The 22,291-nt window shown below is 46.8% G+C and carries 18 protein-coding genes; 8 read left to right on the forward strand and 10 right to left on the reverse strand.

Annotation, left to right across the window (positions count from 1 at the left end; genetic code table 11):
- Nucleotides 1-9: 9 nt before the first annotated feature.
- The 3 genes from AAHN97_RS04830 to AAHN97_RS04840 all read right to left on the reverse strand — a co-directional run bounded on the left by AAHN97_RS04830 (nt 10) and on the right by AAHN97_RS04840 (nt 2,627).
- Nucleotides 10-525, reverse strand: a complete 516-nt coding sequence (locus AAHN97_RS04830) for an FKBP-type peptidyl-prolyl cis-trans isomerase (protein WP_343306427.1) — start codon at nt 523-525, stop codon at nt 10-12.
- A gap of 127 nt (nt 526-652) precedes the next feature.
- Nucleotides 653-2,287: a chaperonin GroEL gene (gene groL / locus AAHN97_RS04835; RefSeq protein ID WP_343306428.1), complete on the reverse strand. Its 1,635-nt coding sequence runs from the start codon at nt 2,285-2,287 to the stop codon at nt 653-655.
- Between the two features lie 58 nt (nt 2,288-2,345).
- Nucleotides 2,346-2,627 carry a co-chaperone GroES gene (locus AAHN97_RS04840; RefSeq protein WP_153659605.1) on the reverse strand — a complete coding sequence of 94 codons (282 nt, stop codon included), beginning with the start codon at nt 2,625-2,627 and terminating at the stop codon, nt 2,346-2,348.
- 280 nt (nt 2,628-2,907) lie between these two features.
- On the opposite strand from AAHN97_RS04840, the gene nusB reads away from it, so the two are divergent.
- The 4 genes from nusB to coaE all read left to right on the forward strand — a co-directional run bounded on the left by nusB (nt 2,908) and on the right by coaE (nt 5,326).
- Nucleotides 2,908-3,837: a transcription antitermination factor NusB gene (nusB, locus tag AAHN97_RS04845; RefSeq protein ID WP_343306429.1), complete on the forward strand. Its 930-nt coding sequence runs from the start codon at nt 2,908-2,910 to the stop codon at nt 3,835-3,837.
- Nucleotides 3,838-3,840: 3 nt separating this feature from the next.
- On the forward strand, nt 3,841-4,281 hold the full coding sequence (locus tag AAHN97_RS04850; RefSeq protein WP_343306430.1) for a DUF1573 domain-containing protein: 441 nt from the start codon (nt 3,841-3,843) through the stop codon (nt 4,279-4,281).
- Between the two features lie 36 nt (nt 4,282-4,317).
- Nucleotides 4,318-4,671, forward strand: coding sequence for a preprotein translocase subunit YajC (gene yajC, locus AAHN97_RS04855; RefSeq protein WP_343306431.1), 354 nt, complete (start codon nt 4,318-4,320; stop codon nt 4,669-4,671).
- A 70-nt stretch (nt 4,672-4,741) separates the two neighbouring features.
- A complete protein-coding gene (gene coaE / locus AAHN97_RS04860; protein ID WP_343306432.1) occupies nt 4,742-5,326 on the forward strand; it encodes a dephospho-CoA kinase in 585 nt (194 codons plus the stop codon).
- Between the two features lie 35 nt (nt 5,327-5,361).
- On the opposite strand, the gene AAHN97_RS04865 is transcribed toward coaE, so the two are convergent.
- The 3 genes from AAHN97_RS04865 to AAHN97_RS04875 form a co-directional block, all read right to left on the reverse strand.
- Entirely contained in the window at nt 5,362-6,552 is a 1,191-nt protein-coding gene (locus AAHN97_RS04865) for a pyridoxal phosphate-dependent aminotransferase (protein WP_343306433.1), read from the reverse strand.
- A 122-nt stretch (nt 6,553-6,674) separates the two neighbouring features.
- Complete coding sequence (locus AAHN97_RS04870) at nt 6,675-7,346, reverse strand: DUF4397 domain-containing protein (RefSeq protein WP_343306434.1); 672 nt, start codon at nt 7,344-7,346, stop codon at nt 6,675-6,677.
- A 49-nt stretch (nt 7,347-7,395) separates the two neighbouring features.
- Entirely contained in the window at nt 7,396-8,580 is a 1,185-nt protein-coding gene (locus tag AAHN97_RS04875) for a serine hydrolase (RefSeq protein WP_343306435.1), read from the reverse strand.
- Nucleotides 8,581-8,806: 226 nt separating this feature from the next.
- Here AAHN97_RS04875 and secDF point away from each other — a divergent pair, with 226 nt between their 5' ends.
- Nucleotides 8,807-11,971 carry a protein translocase subunit SecDF gene (gene secDF / locus AAHN97_RS04880; protein WP_343306436.1) on the forward strand — a complete coding sequence of 1,055 codons (3,165 nt, stop codon included), beginning with the start codon at nt 8,807-8,809 and terminating at the stop codon, nt 11,969-11,971.
- Nucleotides 11,972-12,188: 217 nt separating this feature from the next.
- On the opposite strand, the gene AAHN97_RS04885 is transcribed toward secDF, so the two are convergent.
- Complete coding sequence (locus AAHN97_RS04885; RefSeq protein WP_343306437.1) at nt 12,189-12,533, reverse strand: HesB/IscA family protein; 345 nt, start codon at nt 12,531-12,533, stop codon at nt 12,189-12,191.
- Nucleotides 12,534-12,661: 128 nt separating this feature from the next.
- Here AAHN97_RS04885 and AAHN97_RS04890 point away from each other — a divergent pair, with 128 nt between their 5' ends.
- Together AAHN97_RS04890 and AAHN97_RS04895 are read left to right on the forward strand one after the other, a co-directional pair.
- Nucleotides 12,662-15,442, forward strand: coding sequence for a hypothetical protein (locus AAHN97_RS04890; RefSeq protein WP_343306438.1), 2,781 nt, complete (start codon nt 12,662-12,664; stop codon nt 15,440-15,442).
- Nucleotides 15,443-15,451: 9 nt separating this feature from the next.
- Complete coding sequence (locus AAHN97_RS04895; protein ID WP_343306439.1) at nt 15,452-16,504, forward strand: AI-2E family transporter; 1,053 nt, start codon at nt 15,452-15,454, stop codon at nt 16,502-16,504.
- On the opposite strand, the gene AAHN97_RS04900 is transcribed toward AAHN97_RS04895, so the two are convergent.
- The 3 genes from AAHN97_RS04900 to AAHN97_RS04910 form a co-directional block, all read right to left on the reverse strand.
- Complete coding sequence (locus tag AAHN97_RS04900) at nt 16,505-17,002, reverse strand: hypothetical protein (RefSeq protein ID WP_343306440.1); 498 nt, start codon at nt 17,000-17,002, stop codon at nt 16,505-16,507.
- A gap of 52 nt (nt 17,003-17,054) precedes the next feature.
- Complete coding sequence (locus AAHN97_RS04905) at nt 17,055-19,691, reverse strand: valine--tRNA ligase (RefSeq protein WP_343306441.1); 2,637 nt, start codon at nt 19,689-19,691, stop codon at nt 17,055-17,057.
- 216 nt (nt 19,692-19,907) lie between these two features.
- A complete protein-coding gene (locus AAHN97_RS04910) occupies nt 19,908-20,921 on the reverse strand; it encodes a threonine aldolase family protein (protein ID WP_343306442.1) in 1,014 nt (337 codons plus the stop codon).
- Between the two features lie 419 nt (nt 20,922-21,340).
- Between AAHN97_RS04910 and AAHN97_RS04915 the strand changes: the two genes are divergently transcribed.
- A complete protein-coding gene (locus AAHN97_RS04915; RefSeq protein WP_074239472.1) occupies nt 21,341-22,198 on the forward strand; it encodes a sigma-70 family RNA polymerase sigma factor in 858 nt (285 codons plus the stop codon).
- Nucleotides 22,199-22,291 lie beyond the last annotated feature (93 nt).

The raw sequence follows: 22,291 nt of genomic DNA on the forward strand, positions 1-22,291 counted from the left end.
AGTTACAGGTTATTTAAAGTCCACCAGGGTGATATCACATTCAAGGATGGCATTAGGGGGGATATTGGGTGGAACGCCCACTCGCCCAAAAGCAAGTGAGGAAGGAATATACAGAATGATCCTGCCTCCTTTGGTGATGAGTGTGAGCCCTATCTGCCATCCGATAATGTGATCCTTTAAAGGGCGGTTATCGAATGAGGTGGGGAGGTTCTGGGAAGATTCAATTACTTTATCATACCCAAAGAGTGACCTGGTATATACAATAGATGGAATGCTGCCGGCTTTGATGGTATCTCTGCCATTCCCCGGTGCTATGATCTTGTAACCCATACCGCTGGGGTGGTATAAAACACCGGAATCCTGGTTCTTTACCTTAAGGCGGAACTGGATGAATTCCGTTTCCTTCTGAAGGTCCATAAAGACTGCATCTGCAGACAGGTCCTGACTTTTAGCACAGGAACCAAGCAGCACGGCCAGGCAGCAGGCCAGCAGGAGGTGTAAGTGAAAGGATTGTTTATTTATCATGCCTGTTCTCCAAATATTTGTCAAAAATACAATAGTTAAACGGGCTAAACAGACAGAAAGTTACATTATAAAAAAATCCCGCCCGGGAAAGACCAGGGCGGGATGTATGTTGTTGATCTGAACAATCTTAGTAGTCCATACCCATTCCACCACCATGGCTATGAGCCGGAGCAGCAGACTTAGGTTCTGGTTTGTCAGCGATCACACATTCAGTGGTCAGCAGCATACCAGCGATGGATGCAGCGTTTTCCAGTGCGATGCGGGTTACTTTGGTTGGGTCAATTACACCGGCAGCCAGTAATTTTTCAAATACTTCTGTACGGGCATTGAAGCCAAAGTCACCTTTACCTTCTTTTACTTTCTGAACGATGATAGAACCTTCGATACCTGCGTTAGCAGTGATCTGGCGCAGCGGCTCTTCAATAGCGCGGCGAACGATCTGGATACCGGTTTGTTCGTCTTCGTTAGTACCTTTCAGTTTTTCGAGAGATTCGATAGCGCGGATGAAAGCAACACCACCACCAGCAACGATACCTTCTTCAACGGCAGCGCGGGTAGCGTGTAAAGCATCGTCCACACGGTCTTTCTTCTCTTTCATTTCCACTTCAGTAGCAGCACCTACGTACAGTACAGCCACACCACCGCTCAGTTTAGCGAGGCGCTCCTGCAGTTTCTCACGGTCGTAATCAGAAGTAGTTGCTTCGATCTGAGACCTGATCTGACCGATACGTGCCTGGATATCAGCTTTTTTGCCTTTACCACCTACTACGGTTGTGTTGTCTTTATCGATAGTTACGGATTCCGCGCGGCCCAGGTAAGTGAGGTCTGCATTTTCCAGTTTGTAACCTTGTTCTTCGCTGATAACGATACCTGCAGTGAGGGTAGCGATATCCTGCAGCATTTCCTTCCTTCTGTCGCCAAAGCCAGGAGCTTTCACAGCAGCTACTTTCAGGGTACCGCGCAGTTTGTTTACTACCAGGGTAGCCAGTGCTTCACCTTCCAGATCTTCAGAGATGATCACGAGGGGAGCGCCTTGTTGTGCTACTTTTTCCAGGATGTGGAGGATGTCCTTCATGGTGCTGATCTTCTTATCGTAGATCAGGATGTAAGGATTTTGCAGTTCAGCCTGCATCTTCTCACTGTTAGTGATGAAGTAAGGGGAGAGGTAACCACGATCGAATTGCATACCTTCTACTACTTCTACAGTAGTTTCAGTGCCTTTCGCTTCTTCAACGGTGATAACGCCGTCTTTGGTTACTTTGTTCATAGCCTGAGCGATCAGTTTACCGATCTCAGCATCGTTATTAGCGGAGATGGAAGCTACCTGTTCGATCTTTTTATTGTCGTTACCAACTTTTTCTGATTGTTTCTTCAGGTTTTCAACGATCGCTTTTACAGCTTTGTCGATACCGCGTTTCAGATCCATTGGGTTAGCGCCTGCTGCTACGTTCTTCAGCCCTTCGCCGATGATAGCCTGAGCCAGAACAGTTGCAGTGGTTGTACCGTCACCGGCGAGGTCAGCAGTTTTGGAAGCTACTTCTTTCACCATCTGAGCACCCATGTTCTCGATAGGATCTTCCAGTTCGATTTCTTTTGCTACAGTTACACCGTCTTTAGTAACGCCGGGTGCACCGAATTTCTTTTCGATCACCACGTTACGGCCTTTAGGACCGAGGGTCACCTTCACCGCATCTGCCAGGGTATCTACGCCCTTCTTCATTTTGTTGCGGGCGTCTGTATTAAAGAATATTTGCTTTGCCATATGAGTATTTGTTTTCTTGGACGTTGTTTTTGTGGAAAAATGGTAATGAGATTAAGGCTTAGATAATAGCCAGAATATCAGATTCACGCATGATCAGGTATTCTTCTCCTTCAAATGGAATTTCCTGGCCGGAATATTTACCGTAGAGGACAGTATCGCCAACTTTAACAGTAACAGGCTCATCTTTTTTACCGGGACCAGCTGCTACTACAGTTCCACGCTGAGGTTTTTCTTTAGCGGTATCGGGGATGATGATGCCACCAGAGGTTTTTTCTTCTGCTGCTGCGGGTTTTACAATCACCCTGTCTGCCAGAGGTTTAATAGTTAATTTTTTAGCCATTGTTATTCTATTTTTAAAGAGATGAGTTGAAAAATTAGTGGAACCTACCCGCACGAAGATTATGCCAACCGCGTATTCGGGTCAAATTTTCAGGATGCGAAGATACATATTCCCGGGGGACTGTCAAGATATGCCATTTTTTCATTTTTACCTGTCAGCCGGAAGGCGGATGGCAGTGCCCAAGCCTGTTTCCCGGAAAGCGGCTGCCGGCTCCCCGGAACAATATTTTAAAAAGTCCCTGTAAAACAGTAGCTTTGCGGCCATTTTCCTAAGCGTACGTATGATCAGTAGAAGAAACATCCGGGTAAAAGTTATGCAAACATTGTATGCCATGGACACCATGGAGCAGGGAACCGTAAAACCGGGCACTGCAACAAGTTTGCTGAATGAAAAGTTAGATCAGACCAGCCAGATATTCACGTATTTGCTGTTTTCCGTGGCCCGTATAGCACAATACGCGGAAACGGATGCTCAGGCCAGGGCTTCCAAACACCTGCCCAGCGCAGAGGATCTGGCCGTGAACACTAAAATAGCGGGGAATGACTTTGTTTTCCAGGTACTGGGAGATAAAGGGTTCCAGGTGAACCTGGACGGCTGGAAGCTGCGCAGGCTGGAGGACCAGGAACTGATCCGCAAGCTGTACAACCAGCTGGTGGAGTCAGACATCTACAAAGCCTATATCGCAGAGCCCGGCAGGGATAAAGTGAAGGAGAAACAGATCATCGAGTATATCTATAAAGAGATCCTCGAAAAGAGTGAAGCCTTCCGCCAGCATATGGAAGACAGCTTTATTCACTGGGGCGATGACGAAGAAATGATGACCATCCTGGTCGGGAACTTCTTCTCCAAACCACAGTTATTCAATTTCCTGCAACTGATCAGCCGCGAAAAACTGGAATATGCCAAGGAGTTGCTGCTGACCGTACTGGATAAGAAGGCATATACGCTGGAGCTGATCAAACCTAAATTACAGAACTGGGACCCGGAACGTATTGCCGCCGTGGATATGCTCCTGATGGAAATGGGAGTCTGCGAATTCCTCTACTTCCCCACCATCCCTACCAAAGTAACCATCAACGAGTACATAGACCTGGCTAAAGCTTACAGCACACCGCAAAGCGGCCAGTTTGTGAACGGAATACTGGATAATATACTGAAAGACCTGGTACAGGAAAATCTGATCCAGAAAACTGACCGTAATAAAAAATAAAGGATGAAAGCGCTTTTATTTACTCTTTTTGCTGCCATGCTGGCCGTTACGGCCTGTAACAACCAGGGCACAAAGTCAGAAAAGAGCCATGTATTGGATACTGCTACTGCGGGTGGCCATTACCCCGTAATTACCTTTGAAAAGCAAGTCCACGATTTTGGGAATGTAACAGAAGGAGAAGTGGTGGAATACTCATTCAAATTCACCAACACCGGGGAAAAAGACCTGCTGATCAACAGTGCGGAAGCCAGTTGCGGCTGCACCGTGCCGGAATGGCCCAAAGAACCCATTAAACCAGGGGAAAGCGGGTACATGAAGGTGAAGTTCGACAGTAAGGGAAGGCCGGAAGGGCATACGGAAAAGGAGCTCTATATCCAGGCCAATACCAATCCTCCCATGATGAACGGGCCAAGGATTCAATGCATGATCGTAAAGAAGAAATAGTACCTTTAACAGCTTCAAATCAACAAACAACATACGATGTACAACTTATTAAATGTTTTCTTAATGACGCCACCAGCTGGTGGTTCTAGCGGTGGCTTTGGCGGAATGGGCTCTCTGCTCTTCTTTGGTGGTATGATCCTGGTAATGTGGTTGTTCATGATCCGCCCTCAGACCAAGAAAGCCAAATTGCAAAAGCAATTCATCGACAACCTGAAAGAAGGTGATAAAATTGTTACCATCGCAGGTATTCACGGCAAAGTGAAAAAGATCAACAGCGAAACCAATACACTGCAGATAGAAGTTAGCCCGGGTACTTTCCTGACGGTTGAACGCTCCGCTGTAAGTATGGAATATACTACTGCAGTGAATAAAGCTGCTGAAACAAAGTAAATTGTCCTTAAGGCATTTAAAGGGAGAGAAGTAAACTTCTTTCCCTTTTTTTATTTATTTTGGCCCTACTATGCAAATCATTGGCATTACCGGCGGAATAGGATCAGGAAAAAGTACAGTGGCCAGGATCTTCTCATTACTCGGCATACCCGTTTACTCGGCGGATGATGCTGCAAAGGAGATCATGGTAAAAGATCTGCAGCTCATTGAGGAGATCAAGGCACATTTTGGTGTGGAATCTTATCTGCCGGATGGCAGCCTTAACCGGAAATACATTGCCAATATTGTGTTCAATGATAAGTCACAACTGGAAAAACTCAATTCCATTGTGCACCCCGCCACGATCCGGGACTCTGAGGCCTGGGCACGTAAACAGAAATCTCCTTACGTGATCAAAGAGGCGGCGCTGATGTTTGAATCAGAATCTTTCCATCATGTAGATAAAGTGATTGGCGTTTATGCACCAGAATCCCTGCGCATCCTGCGTGTGATGAAAAGGGACGGCGTGAGCCGCAATGAGGTGCTGGCCAGAATACATAAGCAGATCGATGACCGCATTAAAATGAAGTTATCCGATCATGTGGTGTATAATGATGAGCAACAGATGGTGATCCCGCAGGTGCTGGCCTTGCATAAGTTATTTCAGCAGGGCTGAGTGAACATACTTCCCGCCTGCATGGCCTGCATAAATTATTTCAGCTTACCCAGCCACTCTTTCATCCGTTTCATTCCTTCCTGTATCCGGTCCATACCTGTAGCGTAAGAAATACGTATACATTCCGGCTGCTCAAATGCGCGGCCCGATACCACTGTTACATTGGCTTTGTGCAGGAGGTACATACACAGATCGTCTGCATTATTGATCTGCTCGCCTTCATAAGATCTGCCGAAGAAACTGCTCACGTTGGGGAACATGTAAAATGCGCCATCCGGCTCATTTACAACCAGCCCGGGGATATCCCTGAGTGCTTTAAAGATAAAAGCCCTGCGTTCGCGGAAGGCAGCTACCATTTCTTTTGCAGTGTCCAGCTCTCCGCGTAATGCAGTGATAGCAGCACGTTGGGTGATGGAGCTGGTGGCGGAAGTGAACTGGCTTTGCACCATGTCTGCAGCTTTGGCAATTTCCAGTGGTGCTGCCAGGTAGCCAAGGCGCCAGCCGGTCATGGCAAATCCTTTACTGAGGCCGTTGATGATGATGGTGCGTTCTTTTAAGCTGCCAAAGCTGGCAATGCTTACATGCTCACCTACATAATTGATATATTCATAGATCTCATCTGAAATGATGAAGATCTGCGGGTGTTTTTCGAACACTGCTGCCAGGCCTTCCAGTTCTTTCCTTGAATAAACAGAACCTGTAGGATTACAGGGGGAAGAGAACATGAACAGCTTTGTATTAGGGGTAATAGCTGCTTCCAGCTGCTGCGGCGTGATCTTGTAATCCTGCTCAATAGGGCAGGGCACAAATTTTACCACACCCTGGCAGAGTTTCACCAGTTCTGAATAAGTGACCCAGTAAGGGGTGGGGATGATCACTTCCTCTCCCGGATTTACCAGGCTGAGTACGCTGTTGGCAATGCTTTGTTTGGCACCGGTAGATACAACGATCTGTTCCGGGCTGTAATCAAGACCATTATCTCTTTTCAGTTTATAGGCAACTGCCTGCTTGAGGTCTGCATAACCTGCCACGGGCGTATAGTGTGTATATCCTTCGTCAATTGCTTTTTTGGCAGCTTCGCGTATATGTACAGGGGTGTCAAAATCCGGTTCGCCGATGCTGAGATCTACGATGTCAATTCCCTGTGCTTTCAGTTCACGGCTAAGTTTAGCCATTCTGATGGTTTGCGGTACGGAGATGCGTGATAATCTTTCTGCTAATTGCATGTTGAATTATTTTTTTTAGGTTGACCGCCGCAAACCTACTGCAAAAAGATGAGCATAAAAAGAAACGTCCCGGGGTTTAGCCCGGGACGTTTTAAATATTATTTGTGTTGTAAGAACAGGAACTACTGACGCAGTATCTTGATCACCGGTTTTTTATCGCCGGTTTGTCCTTTTATACCCATGAAAGAGATGCTGTAAGCATTGTAGGGAGACAGTGTTACGTCAGGCAAAGTAGCCAGTTCTGTACCTGCCTGGTCTTTCACCACAATGGTTACGGTAGCAGGATCTACAGTCTGGAAGTCTGTATTGCCCAGGAAGTCCCTGTATTGGCGGCCGGAAGAAACCTTGGTGGTATTGATGAAGAAATCAACCGGGTTGGCATCGTCCACGAAGTTGAAGAAACGTACGTTTGCTTTATCGCGGGAGATATCGGAAAAGTCTTCGTTAATATTATATGATTCTACCGGAGAAGTACCCCAGAGCAGGATAGTATGATATTGCAGCGTATCGAAGTTGGCGGTTACACTGGTCAGCAAACTGTCTGAACCTGTTTTGGTGAAATCGATCTTGATATTGCCGGGAGCAAATTTATCTGCGGCCCAGGCGCCAAATGCAAAAGGAGTGGTGTTCGCTTTTTTGGTATTGAAAAAGATGTCCATACCGAAAGCGGGCGATCCCTGGATGAAGGCAATTACGGTGCTGGGTGCTTCCGGCGTCACATTATTCTTTAAACAGGAAGACAGGCCTGTGATCACTGCAACCATTGCCAACAGTGCTACGAATCGGTTTTTCATTGTTACCATGCTCTCAAATTTTTGTTGATTACTATTTATTTTACGGTTGTTAAATGCCATTGTAGTTTATTTTATAACGCTTCAGATCTGGTTTGTATTTTTTGATCCTTTTTAATTCTTCCTCATAAATGATCTCACCCAGTGCTTTCAGGAATGGTTTTCCCGTTGTTTCGAAGTCATATTTATCATCTCCTATTACGCCATCCTTATTGGCATAGATGGTGGCGGAAAGGAGAAATTCCACGCCATGGTCAAAGTCCACAAAATATGCTACGTCTGTCAAAAAGCCATACGCCCAGCCCGGTTTATTAAAAATCCGCAGGCCTGCGGGCAATTGTACGTTTCCGTTTGCGCCTCCCATCAGGTATTTTACGTAGTTATGATGGAATTCGGCTGTATCATAAGCCGGGTGGCGTGTTTCCGTTGGCAACTGCGACATATACCGGTATAAAAAACGGTAGTCGTCCTCTGTTAAACGAAAAGCTTGCGTAGAAGTTACACTTTCCGGAAAAATTACACTTTTGAGCATATTATGGAGGTCTGCCAGCAGCAGGCGGTTCTTGACGGAGAAGTCGAAAGGGGCATTCACCAGGGTGGATCCTTTATAATGGGCCTTGCCCACGGAATCCTGCCGGGGGGCAAAAGCAAGGTTGCTGACCTGGTCTGTTTGCCGGTACAGCACCTGCCCGTCCTTTTCAAACCGGATGGCATTGGAATGGCGGTTGGCTTCCTGGGGGAGGGCAATATCAAGCCGGTGGCGGATCTGGGAGGCAGGATAGCCCTTTTCCCAGAGGGCCCGGTTGAATTCTTCCTGCCCGATAAACTCGTAGAGCCGGTTAAAAGCATCATTATCGCTCACCAGGAATATCTTCTTAATATAATGAGCCACAGAGGGTTGTGCGTTCTCTGAAGAAGTGTCTTCCGTAACAGCCGTAGTGATGCCTGCCAGGCTATCTGTATACATGGGGGTGTATTTATCCACTTTCAGGCGGTTCAGTTTTTCCAGTGCCAGAAAGGCTGCGGGCATTTTAACGGTAGAGGCAGGGTAGAAGTACTGGTCTGGCCGAACATGGTAGTAATAGTCCGTAAACACAGGCTGGTTGCCGGCTTTACGGTTGATCTGCGTATAAATTATCTGTAGCCGGTATTCCTCCGGGTTGTTCATAACAGGGCCCAGCCTGGCACTGCGGGCTTGCAGCAGGGTATCCAGGTAAGCTGATGTTAAATTGTGCATGGCGGCAGAATTAATTGTCCGGGATGTTTGGCAGTTCGTAAAAAAAACCAATATTGCACCTGCCGTAAAAATGCGTTGCATCATAGAAGGAAATTTTTAGGCCAAAATCTAGCTCAAAACCAATCGGATAGTGGATTGCTAACAGTTTTGAACCGGGCTTTAATATATCAATTTAAATTCTATCTTTGCAACTCTTGAAAAATTTATATTAATAATCCGAAACAAAATGCAACTAAAAGGACTGGTTAGATTTTTTGCTGTCGCACTGATCCTTATCTCTTTGTATCAATTGTCCTTCACGTTCGTGGTACGGAACTATGAGAAAAAGATAAAGACCAAGGCCGAAGACTTTGTGGCCCACCAATATCCTACCGCTGAACAAAAGTATGCCGGTAACAAGGAAGCGCAAGCCCTTTATGCCGACACACTGAATGACCTGATCAAGGAAAGGACAGAACAAATGCTGGACAGCGCCAGTGGCAAGCAGATTGCGGGATTTCCCTGGTTTACCACCTATACCTCAGCGAAAGAAAAGCAACTGAACCTCGGTCTTGACTTACAGGGCGGTATGAATGTGGTGTTAGAAGTTAGTGTGGAAGACGTAGTACGCGCACTCTCCGGTCATTCCAAGGACCCGGCATTCAACAATGCCATTAAGAAAGCCATTGAGCTTAAAAAGAACAGCCAGTCCGATTTCGTGACCCTGTTTGGCGAAGCTTATAAACAAGAAGCACCAAATGGTAAGCTGGCTTCTATTTTCGCTAATGCACAGCAAAAGCAGATCACCTTCAACAGTACCAACGATCAGGTGCTGAATGTGATCCGCAGCGAATCTAAAGCAGCTATCAGGAACACCTATAAAGTGTTGCAAAACCGGATCGACAAGTTCGGGGTAGCTTCTCCCACCATAAACCTGGATGAGAACCGCGGTATCATTTCCGTGGAACTGGCCGGTGTGGATGATGCTGCACGTGTACGCAAATACCTGCAGGCAAGCGCTAACCTGGAATTCCGTGAAACATATAAAAGCGGTGAAGAATTTTATTTAACAGTACTGCAACCCATGAACGAGGCCATCAAGATCTCTCAGGGTATCACTGCTAAAAAAGATTCTGCTGCTCCTGCTGTAAAGGATTCTGCCGCTAACACTGCTGCAGCTCCTGTAGATTCAGCTGCCAGCCTTACAAGCCTGCTGGCTAAGGATTCTGGTGTTGCCAAACTGGGTGCAGACTCCGCCAAACAACTGGATGCACTGCGTGATGAGCAGATCAAGCAAAACCCACTGTTCGCTATCTTCATGCCTACAGTGAATGAGCAAGGTCAGATCCTGCCCAGCTCTATGCTCGGCCGCATCTTCCCTAAAGACACGGCTACTTTCCGCAGATATATAGAAACGCCTGGTGTGAAGGCTATTCTGCCAAAAGACCTCGTGTTCGTATATGGTCCTACTAACCGTGAAGACCGTTCACAACCACTGCCTGTATATGGTATCAAAGTAAATCCTGCTAATCCTATCGCCAAGATCACCGGTGAAAGGGTGACCGGAGCGAAAGCTGATTTCGGACAGGATAACCACCAGGTGGAAGTGACCATGTCTATGGATAACGTAGGTACACGCGACTGGCGTAACCTTACCCGCGCATTGAAACCTTCCAACCCTAACGATGCCCGTACATTTAACTATGTTGCGATCGTTCTGGATAACGTAGTATACTCTGCACCTTCTATCAATACAGAAATTCCAAACGGTAACTCTTCCATCAGCGGAAGCTTTACCCTGGAAGAAGCAACTGACCTTGCCAACATCCTGGTATCCGGTAGAATGCCTGCCCCTGCCAAGATTGTGCAGGAGCAAGTGGTTGGACCTACCCTCGGGCAGGAATCCATCGAGGCAGGTGCTAAATCTTTCATCATCTCTTTCATTGTGATCTTCATCCTGATGCTGGTGTACTTTAACACTGGTGGCTGGGTTGCAAACATCGCACTGATCCTCAACCTGCTGTTCACCGTAGGTATCCTTGCTTCACTGGGCGCCACGCTCACGATGCCTGGTATCGCCGGTCTGGTATTGACTATTGGTATGGCTGTGGATACGAACGTAATTATATTTGAAAGGATCAAGGATGAACTGAGCCGTGGTAAAACTTACCAGCAGGCTGTGGAAGACGGTTACAAACGTTCTTACGCACCTGTACTGGATGGTCACATCACTTCCCTGCTCACTGCCTGTATCCTGTTCTACTTCGGTCTTGGCCCTGTATTGGGTTTTGCTACCACACAGATCATCGGTATCTTATTGTCCCTGTTCTGCGGTATCCTCGTATCCCGTATGATCACTGACTGGTGGACAAATAAGAAAAGACACCTGGAATACTTCACTCCTATTTCCCGCAGGATCTTCAAACATGCCAACTACAACTTCGTAGGCATGCGTAAGTACACTTACATTATCTCTGCAGTAGTACTGGTGCTGGGTATTGGTTCCTTCTTCCATGGTTTTGACCATGGTGTGGATTTCAGCGGTGGACGCAGCTACACTGTACGCTTCGAGAAACCGGTGAATGAAGAAGAAGTGCGTGAGAAACTGAGCGAGATCTATGGTTCAGAAACTTTCGTGAAAACCATCGGTGGTAAAGATCAACTGAACATCACCACTCCTTATAAGATAGAAGACAACTCCGATGCTGCTGTAGCTGAGGTGAAATCCAAACTCTACCAGGGATTGAAAGGTCATTATGCAGGTAACATTGACGAACAAACGTTCCTCAATAAATATATTGTAGGTTCTCAGACTGTATTGCCTACTATCTCTGACGACTTAAGAGCAGGTGCGGTGAAAGCCACTATCCTCTCCCTGATCGTGGTATTCCTGTACATCCTGTTGCGCTTCTCGAAATGGCAGTACTCTATCGGTACTATCTTCTCGCTGCTGCACGACGTATTGGTAACACTGGCAGTATTCTCTTTCTGCCGTACCTGGGTACCTTTCTCCCTGGAGATCGATCAGCACTTTATTGCGGCGATCCTGACAGTGATAGGGTTCTCGATGAACGATACGGTGATTGTGTTTGACCGGATCCGTGAGAACTTCCGCCTGATGAAGGGTGCGGATACCAAAACAGTGATCAACCGTGCGATCAACGATACTTTGAGCCGTACGATCATGACCTCTGTAACGGTGTTCCTGACCATCCTGATCCTCTTCATCTTTGGTGGTGAAGTAACCCGCGGTTTCGCCTTTGCGATGCTGATAGGTGTGATCACCGGTGCTTATTCTTCTATCTTCGTAGCTGCACCAGTTCTGGTGGACTTCGATAAGAAGAATACCCTCTCTAACGAGAAAGAAGCTGTAGTGATACAGAAAGCTCCTCCGTTAGTAAGCGGCAAATAAGCTTTTACTTATCTTACATATAACAAGGGCCGGCTCAGTGATGAGGCGGCCCTTGTTGTTTTAATGATATCTTAACAAAGAGGGGTGAAGCAATGAGAGAGCTTTGAAAGAGCTTATGTAGAGCAAGGAAAGAGCCAAGAAAAAAGTGGTAAAATCATATTACCAGGCACAAAAAAACCGGCTCCTTTTGGAAGCCGGTTCAGATCTTTTAAATATGCTATACCGCAAATGAAGTACCGCAGCCGCAGCTGGAACTTGCATTGGGATTACTGAAAGTAAATCCACGGGCATTCAGGCCGTTCTGGAAGTCTATTTCCATACCAAGGAGATAGATGCCATGTGCTTTCTTCATCACTACCGGAATTCCTTCCAGTTCAAAAACATCATCGTCTTCCATTTTGGCATCAAATCCCAGCACGTAGGACAATCCTGAGCAACCGCCGCCTTTAACACCAATACGGAGGTATTGGGATGCATCAAAGCCATCTTCCTGCCTGATACGGTTCAGCTCCTGAACGGCGCCGCTGGTCAATTTTATGGGTGATTGTGCGATTGTTTCCATGTTTCCATTCATTTAGTCTTACAAAAATACGGAAAAATGCAGTATGTGCGTTGTCACACTGATGTCAGGCCTCTAAATATGAAATTTAATAGGCATACTTCAAAATTGTATGTAATTTGTTATCCAATATGCGCAGACTTCTATGCCTTGCAATGGCTGTAGTGCTGGTACAGCAGGTTACAGCCCAACAATTCGGCGGCAATCCGCCCTCTCTCAAATGGCAGCAGATCAATACGGATACAGTGCGGGTGATCTTTCCGAAAGGAATGGATGCCCAGGGTAAGCGGGTAACGGATATCGTACAACAGATCAGCCGTTATCACAGGAGCAGTATAGGCCCCTTGCAACACAAGGTGAGCATTGTGCTGCAGCCTCAGACCATGCAATCCAACGGTTACGTGCAGTTAGGGCCTTTCCGGTCTGAATTCTTCCTTACACCACCCCCTTCCAGCAATGATGTGGGTTCTGTGAACTGGGTGGACCAGCTGGCCCTCCATGAATACCGTCACGTACTGCAGAACAACAATTTCCGGAAAGGGCTCAGCAAGGTATTTTACTACCTGGGCGGAGAACTGGGGCAGGCAGCCATCACCAACATTGCCGTGCCCAACTGGTTCTGGGAAGGGGATGCGGTGGTAATGGAAACGGCACTGAGCTTACAGGGCAGGGGACGTTTACCAGCCTTCTTCAATGATTTCAGGGCTTTGACGCTGGCCAGTAAAAAGTATTCTTTCATGCAGATCCGCAATGGATCGTACCGCAACTTTATACCGGACCATTATGCCACGGGGTATATGATGACCAGCTACGGCAGAAAACATTACGGACAAACATTCTGGAAAGATGTAACAGATGATGCAGTCCGCTATCGCCGTGTGTTCTATCCTTTCTCCCAAAGCCTGAAACACCGTACCGGCAAAAATGCCGCTGCCTTCTTTAAAGCTTCCTGGGATGAATATGCGGCAGCCTGGAATGCAGCAGACAAGCCAGTTGCAGATACACTCACACCTGCTACGAATACCGTTACAAACTACAAATACGTATACGCTGTTAACGACAGCAGTTACATTGTTTCCAAGAGTTCCTATAAAAAGATCCCCGGGTTTTATGAGCGGGATGCACAAGGGCATGAAACCCTGATCGTGCGGCCGGGTATTGGCTTCGATGATTATTTCAGCTACCGTAACAATAAACTGCTGTGGACCGAAAGCCGGTTTGATGCACGCTGGAGCTGGAAAGACAATTCCGTGGTGAAAGTATTCGACCGCAGCAGCGGGCAAATGCAAATACTGGGTCAGGAGCGCCGTTGTTTTTCACCGGATCTCTCTTTTGACGGGCAAAAAATAGTGGTGGTAACCATTACGCCCACACAACAATATCAGCTCAAACTGCTGGATGCAGCAACAGGGGCAGCAGTGCATACTTTCCCGAATCCTGAGAACTGGTATTACACCTATCCTAAATTCACGGCAGACGATCGGCATATTATCAGTGCCGTGCGTGACCAGGAAGGCAGGATGGCCCTTATACAACAGGCCATCGCAGACGGCAGTGTGAAGATATTGGTGCCCTTTGGCGTACAAACGATCGGAATTTCTTCCGTGCAGGGAGAGAACATTTACTTCACGGCAGCATTCAAAGATGCAGACAATGTTTATACCTTAAATGGCACAGAAGTTAAACAGGTAACGAACAGGCCCAATGGTGTACAGCATATGGCTGTTGCAGGAGATCATATTGTATTCAGCGAGTTTACCGCAGATGGTTATAAGCTGTTGCGGACGGGACTGTCTTCAAATGCTTTCGTAAATCATCACAGCGCCTGGTTACAGCCCGATTTTGGCGAAGGCGGGAACATTCTCGATAAAATACCTGCCGGAGAACATCGGGTCCGTAAATACCCTAAAACACACCGGATCTTTAACTTCCATAGCTGGTTACCGGAAATAGATGATCCGGAGTATGGTTTATTCCTGCATGGAGAGAACGTGCTGGGAACTTTACAGAGCATGGTAGGAGTGAGATATAACTACAATGAAGAAAGTCCCAGTGTAAGTGCCTCCCTGTTGTATGGCGCCTGGTTTCCTTACCTGCGTGCAGGAGTGGATTACCGGATGCAGCGTTACCTGAATGTGAATGATACCGTCCAGATACAATGGAATGAGCTGGACTGGTACGGCGGTGTAAGCATCCCGCTGAATTTCACTTCCGGCAAATACTACCGTTACCTCACCCTGAATGGTAACTACCACCAGGTGACCCGTACGCGCAGCGGCAATTCGAAATATGTTTTCCGGGATAACAACATTCAATACATTGATCTGAACGGTAGTTTTACCAATCAACGCATCAAAGCACTGCAGAACATCAATTCGCATTTTGCGCAATCACTGCAGTTCCGTTATAACAGATCCATCAACGGTATTCCGGCAGAACAGCTGTATGGCCGTTTAGATCTTTACCTGCCGGGTTTTTCAGCAAACCACAGCATTGTGCTGCAAGGTGCGTTCCAGCAGAAAGATACCAGCCTGCGGTATGCCTTTACGGATTACTTTGTGTATGCAAGAGGTTATACCAAACCTTTCTACGAGCATATGTATAAACTCGGGGCCAACTATCATTTCCCGATCGCATACCCTGACTGGGGATTTGCGAATATCCTGTTCTTCAACCGCCTGAGAGGAAATGTATTCTACGATCATAGTGTGGCTTACAACTTTAGGTCCAGGCAGGATGTTACATATGCATCTACCGGCGGGGAAATGTTCTTCGATACTAAACTGGGGAATGTGCTGCCTTTTACCTTTGGTGTAAGGTACAGCCACCTGTTGAACACCAACCCGGGAGATCCGTTACGGAAGGATAGGTTTGAAGTGATCATTCCTTTGCAGCAATTATTCAATTATTAAAATTCGTGCATGAGACCGCTACAGAAAAGAGATCCTTTCTACATCAGATTAAGTCATACGCTTTTAAGCCTGGTGTTGATTGTGATCATTCTCCGCACCATGAAGGAGATACTGGCGCCCGTAGCCTTCGGCTTTATTTTCGCCATTCTCTTATTACCTGTGGCGCAGGGGCTGGAAAGGATCAGGTTCTCCCGCGGTCTCGCAGCCACTGTAGCAGTGTTGTTATTTATCCTCTTAATGGCAGGATTGTTATATTTCATCTCCTGGCAAACCTCTTCGTTCTTAACAGATCTTCCCTTACTGGAAAAGCGCCTGATGGTACAGGCGAATGAACTTACGCTTTGGATAGATGAAAAGTTCAAGATCGATTCTGATCAGCAGATCGCCTGGATCAATGAAACAGCAGCAAAGAGTATCACCACTGTTTCTGCATTTGCGATGAATGCGGTTTCTTCTGTTTCTGCCATTCTCATTTTCCTGATCTTCATACCGATGTATACTTTCTTCCTGCTCTTCTATCGCAAGCTGCTGGTACGTTTCCTGTTGAAGCTGTTCCATCGCGATCATGCGGATGAAGTGCATGAAGTGATTGCACATGCACGGGTGGTAGTGAAAAGTTATGTGGTGGGATTATTCATAGAAATGGTAGTGGTAGCGGTGTTGAATATTTCTGCATTGTTATTGCTGGGTGTAAAATATGCTGTGTTGCTGGGGACATTGGGGGCTATCTTTAACATCATTCCTTACCTGGGTATGATTGTAACCATTATCATCACACTGGTGGTGACCTTAACTACAGGAACGCCTGCACTGGCTTTGTGGGCAGCGCTTTCCCTGTTTATTATTCACCTGATAGATGCGAATGTATTGCTGCCTCGTATTGTTGGATCGAAGGTGTCCATCAATGCCATGATCACTTTACTGGGCGTATTTGTAGGTAGTATGATATGGGGGATAGCAGGCATGTTCATCTCCATTCCGGCTATGGCGCTGCTGAAGATCATCTTCGACAGGGTGCCGAGTATGAAGCCCTGGGGGATCTTAATGGGGTCGGGAGAATAATTATTTAATAGTGATCTTCAGCTCAGGAGCCCGGTAGAATTTATCGCCGGTGTATTTGATCACGATATTATTGAAGAACAATACTTCACCTTTCTGGATGGTTTCTTTCAACCTATTGCTCCAGGTGGTATCTATCTTGTTTGATTTAAAGGAATCACCGATATACTCTGTATAAAAGCCTACTTCATTCGTGGTGTCGTTCAAATAAGGTTCCTTCTTTTCCCAGGTGAAATCAAAAGAAACAACGGGGAATTTTTGATTACTGCCATCCCTGACGATCAGGGCAGAATCCAATAATTTCAATACTTCAGGGCGGGGGAGGGTATCACTGAGGAAGATGCCCCAGGTGGTACGGAAGCGCAATGGCTTTTGAGCAGCAGTAGCTGCCGGTGTTTTGCCTGGCGCCGGTTTCTTAACAGCCGGTTTATTGCTTTGTGCAACAGCACCCAGTGCGCAACAACAGATCAGCGTGACAGTATAAAAGAGTTTCTGCGTCATAGGCTTATTAAAAAAGATCGTCCGGTTATTCAACGCCGGACGATCTTTAAAATTATAAAGTTTTCAAACTTTCTTCAATTGCCTGGATCTTGGCGATACAGTCCGCTTGCTTCTTTCGCTCTGCTTCCACCACTTCCGGTTTGGCATTTGCCACAAAGCGCTCATTGGATAATTTGTTCTCTACAGACTTCAGGAAGCCCTGCTGGTATTCCAGGTCTTTGAGCAATTGTTCCTTTTGAGCGGCGGGGTCCACTTCTCTTTCTGTAACCAGATAGAACTTGTCTTTCCCGATCACCAGGGCAATTGCGCCGGGGATAGCTTCTTTCGTATAAGCTACCACGTTGGCATTCACCTGTTTGGCAATGATGTTTTCTATCCGTTTAAATGCGTTTTCGTGATGTGTTTCAATATGTAAGCCAATCTCATCTTTCGGTTTGAACTGGTTTTTGTTACGGGCATCACGGATACTGCTGATCACTTCTTTTGCCAGTGCACCTTCCACCAGTACAGTATTGTTAGCAGCTGCAGGTCTGGCAAACTGACGGATCACTACATCATCTCCTGCTTTGCGTTCGCGGAGCAGGTGATAGAGTTCTTCTGTGATGAAAGGCATGAACGGATGCAGCAATTGCACAAGGCGTTCAAAGAAACCGATGGTCTTTTCATACACACCGGCATCGATGGGTTGTTCAAAACCAGGTTTGATCCATTCCAGGTACCAGCTGCAGAAATCGTCCCAGATCAGGCTGTATATAGCTTTCAGCGCTTCGCTGAGGCGGAAGTCTTTAAAGAGTTTTTCTACTTCTGCATGCACTTCGTTGAGGCGGTTCTCCATCCATTCCACTGCAAATGTGGGAACGGGGGCACCGGTATTTTCAACAGGTTTCCACATCTTCACCAGCTTGAGGGCATTCCACATCTTGTTGTTGAAGAAGCGGCCCTGCTCGCAGCTGGTATCGTCAAACAGCAGATCATTACCTGCCGGAGAGGAGATCATGATACCGAAACGTACGGCATCTGCGCCATACTTTTCAATCAGTTCCAGCAGATCAGGTGAGTTGCCTAATTGTTTACTCATTTTGCGGCCCAGCTTGTCACGCACCATGCCGGTGAAGTATACATCGCTGAAAGGCTTTACCTGCTTGTATTCCAGGCCCGCCATGATCATGCGTGCCACCCAGAAGAAAATGATATCCTGCCCTGTTACCAATACAGAGGTGGGGTAGTAGTAGTTGATATCTTTATTGTCAGGGTCGCTGATACCGTTGAAAACCTCTACCGGCCAGAGCCAGGAGGAGAACCAGGTATCCAGGCAATCTTCATCCTGTTTTAATTTAGTGGCCTGTTTGCCGAATTTCTCCGCATACAATTTCAACGCTGCATCATGTGTTTCTGCTACAACAAACTGACCGTTATCATCGTACCAGGCGGGGATCTGCTGCCCCCACCACAATTGGCGGGAGATACACCAGTCTTTCACATTTTCCATCCAGTATTTGTAGGTAGCCAGGAAACGATCGCCGGGGTGGATCTTCACATCACCATTCACAACAGCATCCAGTGCGGGTTGCGCCATGTCTGCCATTTTCACGAACCATTGTGTGGAGATGCGGGGTTCCACTACCGTATCCGGGTTACGTTGGCTGTAACCGAGGCGGGTGGCGTATTCTTCTTCCTTCACCATCAGGCCTTGTTCCTGTAAGGCAGCTACTACTTTCTTTCTTGCGCGGAAGCGGTCTTCTCCCACAAATACTTCAGCAGCAGCGCTTAAGGTACCATCGTCATTGAGGGTGTCAACAATCTCCAGGTTGTGTTTAAGACCCAGGTTATAGTCGTTGATATCATGGGCGGGCGTCACTTTCAGCGCGCCTGTTCCAAATTCCTTATCAACATACGTATCATAAATGATGGGGACTTTCCGGTTCACCAAAGGCACTACGGCAAAGTGGCCATTGAGGTGTGCATACCTTTCATCTTCCGGATTTACGCAGATGGCGGTATCACCCATGATGGTTTCAGGGCGTTGTGTGGCAATGGTGATGAATTCGCCGGTAGGTTTACCATCTCCGTTTACGATCGCATATTTAACATGGTAGAGTTTACCATTCAGTTCCTTGTATTCCACCTCTTCATCACTGAGGGCGGTTTTGGCTTTGGGGTCCCAGTTGATCATACGGGCGCCGCGGTAGATGAGCCCTTTGTCGTACAGGTCTACAAATACGCGGATCACCGCTTTATAATAATGGTCGTCCATGGTGAAGCTCACCCTGTCCCAATCTACAGAACAGCCCAGTTTTTTGATCTGGTGGTAGATGATGCCGCCATATTTATCTTTCCATTCGTAAGCGTATTTCAGGAATTCTTCCCGGCTGAGCTGGCTTTTCTCAATCCCTTTTTCATCTTTCAGCATATTTACCACCTTGGATTCGGTGGCAATGGAAGCGTGATCAGATCCCGGGACCCAGCAGGCGTTAAAACCGCTCATACGGGCATGGCGGACAAGGATATCCTGGACGGTCTCATTTAACGTATGCCCCATGTGCAACACACCTGTTACATTCGGCGGGGGGATCACGATCGTAAAAGGAGGACGTTCATCGGGTACTGAACGGAAGTATTGTTTATCCATCCAGTACTGGTACCACTTGTCTTCTGCCGAGGCAGGGATATAATTCTTCGAAAGTTCCATTTTCTTGATTAAGGCCATTTTAAGGCTTGCAAAAATATTGAATAAAACCGTAAAAAGCAGGGTATCCTTGCTTCATCCTAGCTTCATGGTTGCTTTATCCTTGCTTCATGTCCTCGTCCGGAGCAGGTTTGCACAAGGATGAAGCAAGGATGAAGCATGGATTATACAACCATAAGGCAAATTTCAGACGGTATTTGCACAATTATGTAAGGGAGATCACTCCATGCTCCGGATCACTGCAATGGTCCTGTCCACCATTTCAGGTGTAATATCCAGGTGGAGTACCATGCGTACCTGTGTGGGGGAGATGGCCATCACGCGAATGTTCTGTTGCTGCATGAAATCCCGGAAGGTAATGGGCGACCAGGGATGTTTCACTTCAAAGATGAGGATATTGGTTTCCACGGGCAGCATATGCCCGGTGAATTCTCTTTCCAGCAGGGCGGCAGCAATCTGTTTTGCGTGCTGGTGATCTTCTGCGAGGCGTTCCAGGTTGTTTTCCAATGCATATATGCCTGTTGCGGCCATATAACCGGCCTGGCGCATACCGCCACCCAGTTTTTTACGCACGCGGCGGGCTTCTTTTATAAATGCGGCAGATCCCAGCAGTACGGAACCCATGGGGCAGCCCATTCCTTTATTGAGGCAAACGGAGATACTGTCGAACGTGGCGCCGAATTGTGCGGCTGTTTGGCCGGTGGACAGCAGGGCGTTGAAAAGCCGGGCGCCGTCCAGGTGTAATTTCAGGCCGTGATTGCTGCAGACTTCCCGGATCTTTTCTATCTGTTCCCATTCGTAACAGCATCCGCCGCCACGGTTGGAAGTATTTTCCAGGCAAACGAGGGAAGTTCTGGCTTTGTGTACATCATCCGGGTTGATGGCAGCTTCCACATCGGCGGCAGTGATCATGCCACGGTCTCCTTCCAAAGCTCTCACCTGCGCGCCGGCGTTGAAGGCAATGCCGCCTCCTTCATATATATACACATGCGCCAGGGTGCTGCAAATTACTTCATCGCCGGGGAGGGTATGTACTTTGATGGCAATCTGGTTACTCATTGTGCCGGAAGGGCAGTAAAGGGCAGCCTCCATGCCAAAAAGTTCTGACATCATGGCTTCCAGTTTGTTCACGGTAGGATCTTCTCCGAAAACGTCATCTCCTGTCTGGGCTTCTAACATGGCATTCAGCATGCCTTTGCTGGGTTTTGTAAAAGTGTCGCTTCTGTAGTCCATTGAAAATTTTGCAATGAGTATTATAATAAATTAGAGAAGTTATTAATTTGAATGGTATTTATTTTCAATTGTTAAAATTTGCCTAAAGCCCCTGAAATAGTGACTAAAACGCTATAAAAATACGTTTATATGGAGTACTTTGTTATACTAATTGAGACATAGAGGCTTAATTGAGAAACGATGAACAGTTGACAATGAACACTTAACGCTGAAGTTGCCCCGCAAATCGTAACCCATTTTACACCATATCAAGTTATTTGGAAGAGTGGGGGATTAGCACGATCTTTGCACGCTAATTTCGCAACTGTGTAAGATATCACATTTTAATGTTACAACAAAAAATATCTTTCCAGTGTTATAACGTTAGTATTCTCTGTGATGTGCGATCAAACTTTTTTTTGTAAACCAAATTTTAAAATATGAGGCAACTTAAAATTGCCACCCAGATCACCAATCGTGATTCGCAGGCGGTAGAAAAGTACCTGCAGGAAATCTCGAAGATCCCATTGTTAACTCCAGAAGAGGAGACCACATTGGCCCAACGCATTAAGATGGGGGACCAAAGGGCTCTAGAAAGATTAACTACAGGAAACCTTCGTTTCGTTGTTTCTGTGGCCAAACAATATCAACACCAGGGCTTAAGCCTCTCCGACCTCATCAATGAGGGCAATTTAGGGTTGATCAAGGCAGCACAACGTTTCGATGAAACTAAAGGTTTCAAATTCATCTCTTACGCTGTATGGTGGATTCGCCAGTCCATTTTGCAGGCTTTGGCTGAACAGGGCCGTCTTGTTCGTCTTCCGCAAAATAAAATTGGCACTTATAATAAAGCGAATAAAGCGTACATGGCTTTTGAACAGGAGAACGAACGCGAGCCTTCAACAGAAGAGCTGGCTGAGATCCTGGAAATGTCTGAATCGGAGATCAACAATATCTTCCAAAGCAATACCCGCCACATGTCTCTCGATGCACCCGTGCACGAAGCAGAAGATGTAGCAATGGGCGATCTGCTGGAAGGTGGCGCTGTAACTGATGATGATGTGATGCAGGATTCCCTGAGGGAAGAGATCCGCCGCGTGCTCAAGTCCCTGAGCCCCCGCGAAGCGGAAATTGTGAACGCTTACTTTGGTCTGGATGGTGAAAATGGCGCAACAATTGAACAAATAGGGCAGAAGTATGATCTGACAAAGGAACGTATCCGCCAGATCAAGGAAAGAGCTATCAAAAGGCTGCAAAAAGCCCGCTATAGCGGTGCATTGAAATCCTATCTGGGATAATTGGTTTAATTTTAATCTTCGAATCTGGGATAAAAGCATCCCGCCTATGCAAATGGCGGGATGCTTTTTTTATGCCCATAGCTTACGATTATA

Origin of the sequence: Chitinophaga niabensis, from assembly GCF_039545795.1 — a bacterium.
In the GTDB taxonomy this organism is placed as follows: domain Bacteria; phylum Bacteroidota; class Bacteroidia; order Chitinophagales; family Chitinophagaceae; genus Chitinophaga; species Chitinophaga niabensis_B.